The sequence below is a fragment of the uncultured Mucilaginibacter sp. genome, assembly GCF_903893715.1.
Taxonomy (GTDB): Bacteria; Bacteroidota; Bacteroidia; order Sphingobacteriales; family Sphingobacteriaceae; genus Mucilaginibacter.
Map to the genome: position 1 here is coordinate 15,164 of NZ_CAITNG010000102.1, position 13,122 is coordinate 28,285.

Annotated in this window: 11 protein-coding genes; 5 read left to right on the forward strand and 6 right to left on the reverse strand. The window is 48.0% G+C overall.

Annotation, left to right across the window (positions count from 1 at the left end; genetic code table 11):
- Positions 1–17 precede the first annotated feature (17 nt).
- The 4 genes from QZX97_RS11520 to QZX97_RS11535 are packed head-to-tail and all read right to left on the reverse strand — an operon-like array spanning position 18 to position 3,140.
- Positions 18–725: a hypothetical protein gene (locus QZX97_RS11520; RefSeq protein WP_295654816.1), complete on the reverse strand. Its 708-nt coding sequence runs from the start codon at positions 723–725 to the stop codon at positions 18–20.
- 20 nt (positions 726–745) lie between these two features.
- Positions 746–1,198 (reverse strand): nucleotidyltransferase, encoded by a 453-nt coding sequence (locus tag QZX97_RS11525; RefSeq protein ID WP_295654818.1) that lies wholly within the window; start codon positions 1,196–1,198, stop codon positions 746–748.
- Entirely contained in the window at positions 1,198–1,386 is a 189-nt protein-coding gene (locus tag QZX97_RS11530) for a hypothetical protein (RefSeq protein ID WP_295654820.1), read from the reverse strand. The genes QZX97_RS11525 and QZX97_RS11530 overlap by 1 nt, the downstream gene beginning before the upstream one ends.
- Positions 1,387–1,433: 47 nt before the next feature.
- Positions 1,434–3,140, reverse strand: a complete 1,707-nt coding sequence (locus QZX97_RS11535; RefSeq protein WP_295654822.1) for a glycoside hydrolase family 3 N-terminal domain-containing protein — start codon at positions 3,138–3,140, stop codon at positions 1,434–1,436.
- A 239-nt stretch (positions 3,141–3,379) separates the two neighbouring features.
- Between QZX97_RS11535 and QZX97_RS11540 the strand changes: the two genes are divergently transcribed.
- Entirely contained in the window at positions 3,380–3,985 is a 606-nt protein-coding gene (locus tag QZX97_RS11540) for a porin family protein (RefSeq protein WP_295654824.1), read from the forward strand.
- Between the two features lie 173 nt (positions 3,986–4,158).
- Here QZX97_RS11540 and QZX97_RS11545 read toward each other — a convergent pair whose 3' ends face one another.
- Complete coding sequence (locus QZX97_RS11545) at positions 4,159–4,626, reverse strand: DUF4293 domain-containing protein (protein WP_295654825.1); 468 nt, start codon at positions 4,624–4,626, stop codon at positions 4,159–4,161.
- An 82-nt stretch (positions 4,627–4,708) separates the two neighbouring features.
- On the opposite strand from QZX97_RS11545, the gene truA reads away from it, so the two are divergent.
- Entirely contained in the window at positions 4,709–5,476 is a 768-nt protein-coding gene (truA, locus tag QZX97_RS11550; RefSeq protein ID WP_295654827.1) for a tRNA pseudouridine(38-40) synthase TruA, read from the forward strand.
- A 111-nt stretch (positions 5,477–5,587) separates the two neighbouring features.
- The gene (locus QZX97_RS11555; RefSeq protein ID WP_295654829.1) at positions 5,588–7,390 is read left to right on the forward strand and encodes an ABC transporter ATP-binding protein; all 1,803 of its coding nucleotides are present in this window, start codon (positions 5,588–5,590) and stop codon (positions 7,388–7,390) included.
- A gap of 79 nt (positions 7,391–7,469) precedes the next feature.
- Here QZX97_RS11555 and QZX97_RS11560 read toward each other — a convergent pair whose 3' ends face one another.
- Complete coding sequence (locus QZX97_RS11560; protein ID WP_295654831.1) at positions 7,470–8,072, reverse strand: TetR/AcrR family transcriptional regulator; 603 nt, start codon at positions 8,070–8,072, stop codon at positions 7,470–7,472.
- A gap of 95 nt (positions 8,073–8,167) precedes the next feature.
- Between QZX97_RS11560 and dctA the strand changes: the two genes are divergently transcribed.
- Together dctA and QZX97_RS11570 are read left to right on the forward strand one after the other, a co-directional pair.
- Entirely contained in the window at positions 8,168–9,415 is a 1,248-nt protein-coding gene (gene dctA / locus QZX97_RS11565) for a C4-dicarboxylate transporter DctA (RefSeq protein ID WP_295654833.1), read from the forward strand.
- A 154-nt stretch (positions 9,416–9,569) separates the two neighbouring features.
- Positions 9,570–12,548 carry a sugar-binding domain-containing protein gene (locus QZX97_RS11570; RefSeq protein WP_295654835.1) on the forward strand — a complete coding sequence of 993 codons (2,979 nt, stop codon included), beginning with the start codon at positions 9,570–9,572 and terminating at the stop codon, positions 12,546–12,548.
- The last annotated feature ends 574 nt before the right edge of the window (positions 12,549–13,122 follow it).

Below are 13,122 nucleotides of genomic sequence, written 5' to 3' on the forward strand. Positions count from 1 at the left end.
TGGCTGTAATAACAGAACTATTGAATAGAGTTCAATAGTTGATTAAGTTTCGTTATATAATCACCTTTGAAGTTTCTAAGGTCGCATGGATGTGGAATAACGATATATGTTTGTTTACCCACTTCATTTTTGATTATATACTTATTGCTCTCATATAGCTTTTTTAAACTGGTAGACTTAGACCCCCATTGAGTAAATGAATCCATTGAACTCAGTAGCGCATTTTTAACGTCCTGTCCCAAACAAATAATAGCTTTAGGTTTAACTAAATCTAATTGAGTAATAAAAAAATCTAAACATAGTGCCTTATAATCTTTCTTTAAAGCAACGGCTCGAAAAGTCATTTTTGCACTGCCGTGTGTTTCGTCATCACGAACCCCCAAGTAAAAATTTGTAAAGAATGTTTTATTACAATCTAAATCTGTGTTTTTACACAGATTATTTATTGTTATACTATCTGTTTCACCAACTCTATCGCTATACTTTTTTACATAAGTGAGTGTGCCGAAATCGTTTCCCAAAACCATTATACCATTTTTCCCAATTTCAAGGCAAGAGGTATCGACTCTTCCATTTTTTAAATCTTCTGTTAATATCCCATTCCCTACCGGAAAAAATCCATACTGCATTTTGCTAAAGCAGTTTACGATTCCTGATTCTTCAAAGGTTGCTTCTTTGCCATCAGTCGCTTTTTTTAGCTCGTCGAATAACTGTTTTAATTTCACGGTCTTTTCAAAAATCAACACTACTTTTTCAACTTTTTCAAAGTCTTTAAATCTGTTTTATCCTGCGAACGTCCGCTGGCGGTTTTATTTTTTATAAGGTCATCTAAGCCGATATAATTTACCATCAATCCGTCGATATCAAAAACCAGCTTATTTTGGTAGGCTTCACTAAATGTGATACCATCAATTTCATTTAAAATATCAATACGTAAAGGTGGGTAGCCAATCTGAGTAATGCCGCCACTTTCTAAAAAGTCGGCTTTTGTTAATCCTAATGATGCCATCCCAAATTCATTTAGCACCAAAATCATTTTTTGCGCATTGATGTCGGATATAGCTATCCAAATATCAAGGTCGCCGGTATGCCTGGGTTTACCATGAAAAGCCAAAGCGTAGCCGCCAACCACCAAATATTCTACGTGATAGGTGTTTAACAGGCCAATAAAATCTTCGAAGTTCTTATCGAGTATCATTAATGAAGTTTCCTTTTCACAACAAATGTCTTATCCATCTGCTGGTCCGGCTTTAAGCTAAATGAAATGAGTTTTGTTACCGCGGCAGCACGTTCCTTCACTGGTCTGGATAGCCAATATTGCAGGTTTTCCCAATCCTCGTCAATATCTTTCAATTTGGCTTTCCTTACAACGGGCACTATTTTCATATCCGATTATTTACTATGTAAATATACAAAAATGCCATCAAATATTTTCACCATTTTGGAACCGACCGGTCATCAGAAACCTGAACATTCACCGGCAATTTCCCCGTCGCTTTTAATTTACCGATAACTACTTTGACCGCTGATTGCTGCATTTCATCGCTTTTTTGGTAGCCCATGATGAGCATGTTACTTCTGCCAATATAAGGCATGTCGCTAACCGTATATGGACTGGCAAAAATACTGACAATTGAACCCGGGCGGGTAGCCAATGCCTGTATCAATAGTTTTTCATCTTTACCAAAGTCCAACTTACTTGCAGGACGCAAACGCATATCGTGGATGCCGATAATTACGTGGTCGTAATACTGCAGTGTTTTCAGCAAGCTGTCCAACCCTTGCGCGCTTGCATTCTTTGCAATACTAAACAAGCTGCTGTTGGTAAAATGCTTTTGCAACTCCCGCTGGTAGACCGTTGTATCCGTTGTACCAAAACTGATGATGGCTATTCTCTGAGCAATATCATTCATATCGAACCACGGATTTTTACTCAATAAAGTAACCGCCGAATCTGTTAATTGCTGTACCAATGCTTTGGCTTCGGGGCGGTTCAGGTCTTCGTAAAGGTTTTGGGTGGGGATGGTGCCCATGTTGTTTAGCCCTGCCCAGTATTTGGCGGTCAGTACTTTTTTCACCCGCGCGTCCAGATCGCTCATGGGTATTTGGCCTTTACGGATGGCTTTTTTTATCATTTTGATCGCGCGTTTGCTATCTTGCGATAGTTCGAGCAAATCGTTGCCGGCTATAAATGCCCGCACATCGGCCTCACCGTTCGGGAAGAATTTTACCACGCCCTGCATCCCCATGGCATCCGAAACTACAAGTCCTTTAAAGCCCAGTGAATCCTTCAATATGCCCGTGATGATCGGCTTGGATAAAGTAGATGGTAAATGCAAAGTGGTATCCAAAGCAGGGATGTTCATGTGCGCCACCATTACGCCGCTGATGCCCGCTTTAATCGCTTCCCGGAAAGGGTATTCTTCCAGCGAATCCAAACGCTTGCGGGTAAAGGGCAGTTGGGGCAAATCGAGGTGCGAGTCTACCTCCGTATCGCCATGCCCGGGGAAGTGCTTGGCCGTGGTGAGGATGCCGCCATCCTGCATACCCCGCATATAGGCAATGCCTTTTTCGGCCACGTTGTATTTATTGTCGCCAAAGGAGCGGAAACCGATGACCGGGTTATTGGGGTTATTATTCACGTCCATATCGGGGCCAAAGTTCATTTGTACGCCGAGGCGTTTAAAGTCCTGCGCCACCTGCTGGCCCATTTTGTAGAGCAGGGTATTGTCGCGTATGGCGCCCAGGGTCATTTGGTAGGGATAGGAAATGGTCGAATCGAGCCGCATGCCCAGTCCCCACTCGCCATCCATCGCGATAAGCAGTGGCACCTTTGCCTTGTGCTGGTATTTGTTGATGAGTTCGGCCTGGCGTACCGGCCCGCCCTGGAAAAACACCACGCCGCCCAGTTTTTGGCGTTTGATGACCCTGCCGACCGAATCCTCGTAAGCCTGGCCCAAATTGGTATGCGCCCGCACCATGAAGAGCTGAGCTATTTTTTGCTTTTTGCTGAGGCGATTAAAAACGGAGTCGACCCAATGGTTTTGTTGATTTAACGATTGGATAAAGCTTTGTGCTGATGCCGATACAGCACCGGAACCTAATAAAACGAAAAGCGATAAAATCCGTAATTTCTTCATCAATGCCATTGCTGTTCAATTAACACAATTATCCGCAAAATAGCGCTTAATTGGAAAGCTATTTATGGCTGCGGCGAAAATGTATTTAAAAGAATACATTTTGCTTTGGGGTTTTACTTATTGGTATTTGGTTTTAAATGGCGCAAAAAGCTCATTACAGCACACTTAGCTAACTAAAGCCCATACGGGCACATCATGGCACGTTTATTTCTTATGCTGATGAAATAACAATAACGACCATGAAAAAAATAATATTTTTAGCTGCTGCTCTTTTGGTGGCAGGCGCCACACAAGCACAAATAAGTTTTGGTATAAAAGGCGGACTCGATATGTCGAACATCGTGAAAACAAACGACCCGAATTTTAATACGAGCTTTAAAGCGGGTTTTAATGCCGGCGTTTTGTTGGATATCCATTTGGTGGGCCCGTTGGCTTTTGAACCTGAAATACTGTTTAGCCAAAAAGGTTATTCGGCACAAACCACTTACGGGCAGTTCGACCAGCGCACTAATTTTATCGACGCGCCATTGCTGGCCAATTTTAAACTGGCACCCGGCTTCCATTTTGTGATTGGCCCGCAGGTATCGTTTTTAATGTCGACCACCAATACGTATGATAACGGCTTTTCGACCGTGGTGCAGCAACAGTATGAAAACGACTCGAACAAGTTTAAAAAGAGCCTGATCGACGGTGTTGCCGGTTTCAGTATTGCCCTGAGCAAAGGCGTTGACTTGGATTTGCGCTATACCATCGACCTGCAACAAGACAATCAGGATGGTACCACCCAAACCCCCGCATACCGCAACCAGGTATTACAGGCCGGTTTAGCCTTTAAATGGTTTTAAGAATTTTTAGTGCAATAGTTTTTTTTGAAGCCTTCTTCCTTTTTTGGGAGAGGGCTTTTTATTAGAGTCAAGAATCAGGAGAAAAGGTTTGCTTCTAATACATAAATCCGAAATCGAACATTCGAAATTAACCTACATCTTCCATTTTACATCTTCCATCTTCCATGAGGTCCCTATCTCAACCTATCCGCCGACTTCACCAATTTCTCATCATTTCGGATGTTTTTGATGGCTAACAACACAAAAATAATGCTCACCGAAGGCATCAGCACGCCGTAGGAGTAATTTTCGACCTTAAAAACAACGCCTTCCGATAGTTGTTTTACCGTTTGGGTCATCCAGAAGCTAAAGCCGATGAGGGCTAATATCAAACCATAACAAAGGGCTATCTGTTGCCCGCGTTCTTTATACCTGAAGATGATGATAATGGGTAGCAGTCCTAAAATCACACAAACAATGGTCATGGGTAAAAACGAAACCGTGCGCACCAATTGCCCGCCCATGTCCTGATACTGGCCGTCCACTTTAAAAGTTGTTTCGGTATTGCCGATGTATAAATGGTGCGCCAGCGGTAAAAAAAACAGGGCGAAAACCGCCAGAGCCGCTAAAAATAGATATGTGCTTTGTATGCGTTGTATCATGGTGTGTTAAATTGATGCGCAAAGATAAACTGTTTAGGCAATATTATGGCTGCTGATATTACAGCTTATATTAACTTTGTGCGTGGCCCATACCCAACGTTTTTTTATAGAGATCGCTTTTAACGGCACGCCTTACCACGGCTGGCAGGCACAACCCAATGCCGTGGCAGTGCAGGAGGTATTGGATAAAGCGCTGAGCACGATTTTTCGGCAAGCTATTGAAACAGTGGGTTGCGGGCGGACGGATACCGGGGTGCATGCGCGACAGTTGTTTGCACACCTGAATGTGGAAGAAAAAGACTATGGAGCATGGACCATGGACCATGGACAAAACATCGTGCGAAGCATCAATGCTTTATTGCCGCACGATATTGCTGCCAAGCGGTTGATACCGGTACATGCCGAAGCGCACGCGCGGTTTGACGCAACTGAACGGAGTTACGAGTATCATATCCATTTTGAAAAGGACCCGTTTTTGTATAATTTTTCGTGGCAGTTGCGGGATATGCCCGATATGGGATTGATGAACGAGGCCGCTCAAATTTTGATGGAATATACCGATTTTAGCTGTTTCAGTAAATCGAACACGCAGGTGAAAACCAATAACTGTAAAATTACCCGCGCCGAATGGGTTGAGCAGGATGGCAAACTTGTGTTCTACATCACCGCCGACCGCTTTTTGCGCAACATGGTGCGGGCAATAGTGGGTACGTTGATGATGGTAGGTAAAAAAGAGATCGCGCCGGAAGGTGTGCGTGAAATTATTAAAAGCAAAAACCGTTCGAATGCTGGGACATCAGTTCCGGCATTCGGGTTGTATTTAACAGCAATAAAATACCCATATTTGTAAAGAAGAAGCTAAAAGCAGGAAGCATAAAGCTGAAAGCTATTTAAAACAATAACAATTAAACAAATCAAAAGTCTCTCCGTTAGCTAACGGAGGAGATTTAGAGGGGGCCAAATGTCGCAGGTAACCGGTAAAGCGTTAGATTGGAATTTACTGAGGCGCGTAATGCAATACGTGAAGCCCTACAAGGTTACGTTTATCATCGCCGCCTTCCTCACCGTGTTTTTGGCGGTGGGCGCGTTGGTGCAACCCATCCTGACTGAAAAAGCTGTTAATGATTATATCATGATGGGTAATTACAGCGGGCTGGTTGCGATGGTGGCCCTGATGGTTGGCATTTTGCTTGTACAAACAGCGGGGCAGTATTACCAAACTTACCTCACCAACTCGTTGGGCCAATCGGTTATCCGCAATTTACGCATTGATATTTTCAACCATATCACCAGTCTCAAGTTAAGGTATTTCGACCGCACGCCGATCGGTATATTGATTACCCGAACCGTATCCGACCTGGAAACCATCGCCGATATTTTTTCGGAAGGTTTGATATCCATCATCGGCGATTTGCTATTGGTGGTGTCTATCGTAACCTATATGATCTTCCGCGACTGGAAACTCGGGCTTATCACTTTAGCGCCTATTCCTTTTTTGATAGGTGCTACCTATATTTTTAAAGAGGCCATTAAGTCTTCTTTTCAGGAAGTACGAACACAAGTTGCCCGTTTGAATACCTTTTTGGCCGAACATATTACCGGCATTAGCATCATCCAATACTTCGCCCGCGAAGACCAGGAGATGCGCAAGTTCGTGGATGTAAATCAAAAGTACCGCGACGCCAATATCCGTTCCAACTATTATTATTCTATCTTTTTCCCGGTGGTCGAGATATTTTCGGCATTGTCATTGGGGCTGCTGGTGTGGTATGGTTCGAGGCGAATTTTGTCCGACCAGGAAATTGTACTGCTTACCAGCGGTAAGGACGGTATTACACCGGGGCTTATTTTCTCGTTCATCTTTTTGATCAACTTAATGTTCCGGCCTATCCGCCAACTGGCTGATAAATTCAATACCCTGCAAATGGGCATGGTGGGTGCCGATCGTATTTTTAAGGTATTGGATACCGATGAGGTGGTGGTTAACTCGGGCACCTTGCAGCCTGCCCACATCAATGGCGAGATCGAGTTTAAAAACCTTTGGTTTGCCTATAACGAGGAGAATTGGGTGCTGAAGGATATTTCCTTCCATGTAAAACCCGGCGAAACTTTGGCTTTGGTGGGTGCTACCGGGGCGGGCAAATCATCCACCATCAATATCCTGAACCGTTTTTATGAGATAGGTAAAGGCAGCGCGATGATAGACGGGGTGGATATCCGCGAATACGACATCAACTTTTTACGCACACAAATAGCTACTGTGATACAAGATGTGTTCTTGTTTACCGATACCATCGCTAACAATATCAGTCTGAACAACCCCAACATTTCGCGCGAGCGCATTATAGCGGCAGCTAAAGAAGTCGGCGCCCACGAATTTATTGAACGTTTGCCCGGCGGCTACGATTATAACGTGATGGAACGCGGTGCAACGTTATCGGCGGGACAAGCGCAGCTGATATCGTTCATCCGCGCGTTGGTGTACGATCCGAAGATATTGGTGCTGGATGAGGCTACTTCATCCGTAGATACCGAAACCGAGGAACTGATACAAACCGCCATTTACAAACTGATGGAAGGCCGCACGGCTATTGTTATCGCACACCGTCTCTCTACCATACAGAACGCCGATAAGATCATCGTGCTCGACCATGGCGAAATAATGGAGATGGGCACCCACCAGGAACTGCTGCGCATAAACGACGGCTATTACCGCAAACTATACGACCTGCAGTTCAACTCAACGGGGATAAAGGTGGGGTAGCCGATATTGCCACAAATACACTAAGCCTTTCTTATTCGCGACTTAGTGCCTTAGAGGCGAGACAATTCAATATTAATCTCTAATTTTTGATGGTATTGATGAGCACGATGGCAGTCTTGGTAATAGCATCCATGGTGTTCGGCTCGTCGGTTACTTTGGCTATCATCAGGCCGCCTTCTATCAGGGCCATCAGGCTGATGGCAAACTGCTCCTTGTAGTTGCCCGCTTTAAACTCCCTTGCATCCATACCGGCCTGTACCAGATTGGTGATGCCCCTTTTCCAGCGTAGGATGGCTTTAGCGGCCCGTTCCTTTAGTGAGGTGCTGGTATCATCGGCTTCAATGGCAGTGTTCAGTATCGGGCAGCCGCCTTCGGGGAAGGGTTTGGTGTGATAATCATGGTATACGCGTACATACACCATCAGCTTTTGGCTAAAGGTTTCGGCTTTGCCCATCTGCTCCCTGATCAGTTTGGTAACCGTGTCGAGGTTATGGTCGAACACGGCGAGGGCAACCTCTTCTTTGTTGGCAAAATTGCCGTAAATGCTGCCTTTGGTAAGGTTGGTGGCGTCCGTCAGGTCAGACAGGGCCGTGCCCGCGTACCCTTTGGTATTAAAAATACCGGCCGTGGTTTTTATAATAAACTTACGGGTGCGTTCGGCCTTGGGTAAATTATTTTCCATGCATCAAATATACCATTTGGTATATTTATATTCAAATTTATTTTTTTGGTTTGATGCTGTTAAATTTTGTTACCTTAAGCCAGTAAACTGACCATATGAAGCGTGTTTTACTAAATCTTAACTTCCAGGTACTTGTTGCCATTCTGTTGGGCATTGTTGTCGGGATATATTTCCCTGCATTTGCACCTACGGCGAAAATCATCAGCGAAAAATTTATCGACCTGATCAAATGGCTCATCGCGCCTATCATCTTCCTTACCATAGTGTTGGGCATAGCCAGCATGGGCGATATGAAAAAAGTAGGCCGCGTTGGTGGCAAAGCCATCTTATACTTCGAGATCATTACCACCTTCGCCTTGTTTATCGGGCTGGCTGTGGCCAATATACTAAAACCAGGCGATGGCCTCGCGGTAAACAACTTATCGCATAACGCTAAAGACCTTACCAAACTCGCCGATTACGAAAAGCAAGCCGGCAGCGGCTGGGATTTTCTCACGCATATCATTTCGTCTAATATGTTCGATAGCTTTACCCGGGGCGATATTTTGCAGATATTGCTTTTTGCCATCCTGTTCGGTTTCGGTATCAGCAAAATGGGCGCGGAGGGGCAGTCGCTTATCACCACCTTCGACAAACTGGCAAAAGTATTTTTCAACATCATGAAGATGATCATGCGGTTGGCACCGCTGGGCGCTTTTGGCGGAATGGCCTATACCGTAGGGGCTTTCGGGGTACAAACCTTGCGCCCGCTGGCTGCTTTAATGGGCTCGGTTTACCTCACCATGCTTTTGTTCATTTTTGTGGTGCTGTTCATCGTATGCTGGCTGTGCAAGTTTAGCCTATGGCAATACCTCAAGTTCATCCGGCAGGAAATATTGGTGGTGGTAGGCACCTCGTCCTCCGAAACCGTATTACCAGCCATGATGGAGAAGATGGAGCGCTTTGGCTGCTCACGGTCGGTAGTGGATTTGGTGATCCCGACGGGCTACTCTTTCAATTTAGACGGCACCACCATATACCTGAGCATGGCCGTAATTTTTTTGGCACAGGCTTTCCATGTACCGCTCAGCTTTGGGCAGGAATTAAGCCTGATGGGCATTTTGATGGTAACCTCCAAAGGTGCGGCGGCTGTTACAGGCGGCGGCTTTATCGTACTCAGTTCAACCCTGCTGGCTACTAAAATGATACCGATTGAAGGCCTCGTGATCTTGTTCGCGGTAGACCGATTTATGTCGGAAGCGCGGGCTTTGACCAATATGATCGGCAATGGCATAGCGGCGGTAGTCATCGCGAAAAGCGAGAAGGAATTTGATGAAGCAAAGTACAGGGAAGCAATAAGTTAACGCCTGCACCCCGATGATTATGCTGGTTCAGTCTGCAGTCCATTTTGTATTATAACTGTGATGTTGACAATTTTGATGAAAAAGCCCTTTTTAAATAATAGGTTTGTGTACCAAAAAAATAAACCAGGTATTTGACCATCCTAACCTATTTAAAATGACCGACGATAAAAAACCTTCGATGAGCCGCCGCTCTTTTCTCACCACCACCGGCATTGTGGCAGCGACAGCCGCATTCTACCCAAAAACCGGGCTTTTTGCAAAAGCGTTAACCGCCGTGCCACCTGCACCCGGGGCAGTTTCATTAGCAGGCAACTGGCGTTTCGCGCTCGACCGTACCAACGAAGGGGTAACTGCCGGCTGGTTCGGTAAGCCATTGGCGGCCAATACCGATATCTCCTTGCCCGGCATACTGCAAACCCAGGGTTTTGGCGACGAAATAACGGCCGATACCAAATTTGTAGCCGCGCTGCCCCGCGATATGCGCTGGTACCTGCTGCCCCAATATAAACCATACACCGTGCCCGGCAATATCCAGGTGCCTTATCTGTCGCAACCGGTGCGCCATTATTTGGGCGTGGCCTGGTATCAACGGGATATAGATATACCCGCAACATGGGCCGGAAAACGCATCGAACTATTGCTTGAGCGCACCCGCTGGCAAACCGACGTATACCTCGGCGACAAGCTGGTCGGCAGCAACCGCTCGCTGGTAGCACCACACGAGTTCGACCTGGGTGTGTTAACGCCGGGCAAGCATTTGCTCAGCATCCGCATTGATAACAGCATGCTTTCGCCGGCTTACCGTCCGGATGGGCATGCCGTGTCGGACGGTGAAGGCTCCACCTGGAACGGCATCGTAGGCCGCATCGAACTTTCGGCCACATCGCCGGTTTGGATAGCCGACGCGCAGGTGTTCCCCAACATCGCCGGCAAAACGGCACAGGTCCGTGTTTCGATAGTTAACCTTACCGGTAAGTCCGGGAAAGGCACCCTATCGGCAGGCGGCGTATCCCTGCCGGTTACCTGGGACGATAAGGGCGGCAAAGCGGTGATAGACGTGCCCATGCCCAACGCTGGTTTATGGAACGAGTTTACGCCCGAATTGCAACACCTGACCGTTTCGCTAAACGGTGGCGGGGCCGACCATCAAAAGCAGCTTACCTTCGGTATGCGCGAAATCAAGACCGACGGCAACCGCATCTTACTCAACGGCGACCAGCTATACCTGCGTGCCACACACGATGGCGGTGGCTTCCCCTTAACGGGCTACCCGGCTACCGATGTGCCCACCTGGAAAAAGATCATCGGCATCTGCAAGGCCTGGGGCCTCAACGGTATGCGCTTTCACTCCTGGTGCCCTCCCGAAGCTGCCTTTACAGCGGCCGACGAACTGGGCTTTTACCTGCAGCCCGAATGCGGTATGTGGAACTCCTTTGATACCGAACGCAAGATGCTGGCAGTACTGAACGACGAAACCACCTTAATGCTCAAAGCCTACGGCAACCACCCATCCTTTGTGATGCTCAACGCCACGAACGAACCTGCCGGCCACTACGCCGAACAATTGCCCCTGTGGGACAAAGCCTGGCACACTGCCGACCCGCGCCGCCTCTACAGCGATGGTACGGGCCGTTGGGCGCCGCCACCGGGTGGTAAGGGTACTGCCTTCGCTGCCGACTACCTCGTTACCGGTAGCCCGGCACGCGGCCCGCGCGGTTGGTTCGGGTCGGATTACGAAGAGAACCTGGGCACCATACGCGCCGGCGTTACCGTCCCCTGCATCGGGCACGAGATTGGCCAGTATTGCGCTTACCCCGATTTTGGCGTCGTCGAAAAATTTAACGGCAAGGCCAAATATGCCGCCTTCCCCGAAGGGATTGGCTGGGGCAAGGTGCCCTATATGCACCCCGGCAACTATATCATCATGCGCGATAGCGCACAGGCGCACGGCATCCTCGCCGGTAACAAGGCGCTTGCCCATGCCTCCGGCAAATTCCAGGTGGCATGTTACAAGGAGGAGATTGAAGCCTTGCTGCGCACGCCATCCTACTCGGGCTACCAGCTGCTCGACCTGCACGACTACCTTGGCCAGGGCGGCGCGCTCATCGGCCTGCTCGATGCCTTTTGGGAAGAGAAGGGCTATGTTACCGCCAACGAGTTCAAGCGCTTCAACAATACCACCGTGCCCCTCATCCGCTTGAAGAACCGCATCTTTACCGGCGACCAAACCCTCACCGCCAGTGCCGAAGTAGCGCATTACGGCCCTAAGGCCTTCAAGGGTGTTGTGCCTATGTGGCGGATACACGACAGTGCCGGCAAACCGGTCATGATGGGTGGCCTGCCCGCTTGCGACATATCGCGCGGCAGCGGCCAGGCTTTGGGAACCATCTCGGCCCCGCTTGCAAGCCTGCCTGCTCCGGCAGCCTACTCGCTGGTGCTGGAGATTGAAGGCACAGGCTTTAGTAACCACTGGTCGTTTTGGCTATACCCGGCGGCTGTAAAAACCGAAGCCCCTGCCGATGTATTGGTTACCAGTTCCTGGGACGAGGCCAAAGCACGTTTGGATGCCGGCGGCAAGGTGTTGTTCCTCTCGGGCGCGCCCGAAAAGCCCTCTAACGACCTGGCCCTCACCACCTCGCCCATATTTTGGAACCGCCTGATGAACCCGGCCCGCACCTGGATGCTCGGACTGCTCAACGCAGCCAACCACGGTGCCCTCGCGGGATTCCCGACAGAGGACTGCTGCGACTGGCAATGGGTAAACCTGCTGCCCAAAACCGTAGCCATGAACATGGAAGCCCTTTCGCCAACCTTAACATCGGTGGTGCAACCCATCGACGACTGGAACCGTAACCTGCGGCTTTCCATGCTGTTTGAATGTCAGGCAAGCAACGGCAAGCTCGTGGTCACCTCCTTCAACCTCAGCACGGATGGCGTAGAAGGCAAGCCCGCTGCCGCAACGCTGCGCAAATCCATCCTCGACTATATGGCCTCGGCAAAATTTAAGCCGCAAAACAAACTGGCCATGGCCGAACTGGAAACATGGCTGCCCACCCGTTACGTGGCACCCGTTATCCTCAACTCGCCCCCCGCCGCCAGCGACGTCGCCGACCCGGGACAGGTGAAACAGTAGAAGACGTATACCCACCACCTTTTACCTCAAACCCTCACCGGACGGTAAAAGGTGGTGCATTTTTACACATCTTCCATCTTCCATCAAAATATGGGCATTTATGGGTACGTTTCATTTTCCCCATCGCACCCGAATCAGATTTGACAACTTTCAAAAAGTTGTCAAATCTTTACCCGCTCACCACCACGTCATTGCCAGGCACAGCCTGTCCCGAACTTGTTTCGGGAGAGCAATCTCTGCGCGAGAGGTAAGCCACGACAGGCACCAATGAACTAATGGCCAATGAAATAATGAACCAACCCTATGGGTAAATATGGGTATCCGCAAAAAAATATTTTTCGCCACCCACCGGCCAAATTTTATCATTTTCTTAATACGCGCCAAAATTCCGCCAGGTTATATGGGTAAATATGGGTGTTTATCCTGAAAAATGGGCTTACTATTGCCAATTTGTTAAACCCATACCCACAAGCCAACCGTTGCACCCATCATGGCATTTATGGGTATCCACATCATGCCGTTATTGCCCCTAAACCACCATGTCATCTCGACCGCAGGGAGAGAACTTTACAAA

Bases quoted from the DNA above. Each gene is read 5' to 3' on its own strand.
- dctA (WP_295654833.1), top strand. From the start codon at position 8,168: ATGAAGCGTGTTTTACTAAATCTTAACTTCCAGGTACTTGTTGCCATT.
- QZX97_RS11560 (WP_295654831.1), bottom strand. From the start codon at position 8,072: ATGGAAAATAATTTACCCAAGGCCGAACGCACCCGTAAGTTTATTATA.
- QZX97_RS11545 (WP_295654825.1), bottom strand. From the start codon at position 4,626: ATGATACAACGCATACAAAGCACATATCTATTTTTAGCGGCTCTGGCG.
- QZX97_RS11540 (WP_295654824.1), top strand. From the start codon at position 3,380: ATGAAAAAAATAATATTTTTAGCTGCTGCTCTTTTGGTGGCAGGCGCC.
- QZX97_RS11525 (WP_295654818.1), bottom strand. From the start codon at position 1,198: ATGATACTCGATAAGAACTTCGAAGATTTTATTGGCCTGTTAAACACC.
- QZX97_RS11555 (WP_295654829.1), top strand. From the start codon at position 5,588: ATGTCGCAGGTAACCGGTAAAGCGTTAGATTGGAATTTACTGAGGCGC.
- QZX97_RS11570 (WP_295654835.1), top strand. From the start codon at position 9,570: ATGACCGACGATAAAAAACCTTCGATGAGCCGCCGCTCTTTTCTCACC.
- QZX97_RS11530 (WP_295654820.1), bottom strand. From the start codon at position 1,386: ATGAAAATAGTGCCCGTTGTAAGGAAAGCCAAATTGAAAGATATTGAC.
- QZX97_RS11535 (WP_295654822.1), bottom strand. From the start codon at position 3,140: ATGAAGAAATTACGGATTTTATCGCTTTTCGTTTTATTAGGTTCCGGT.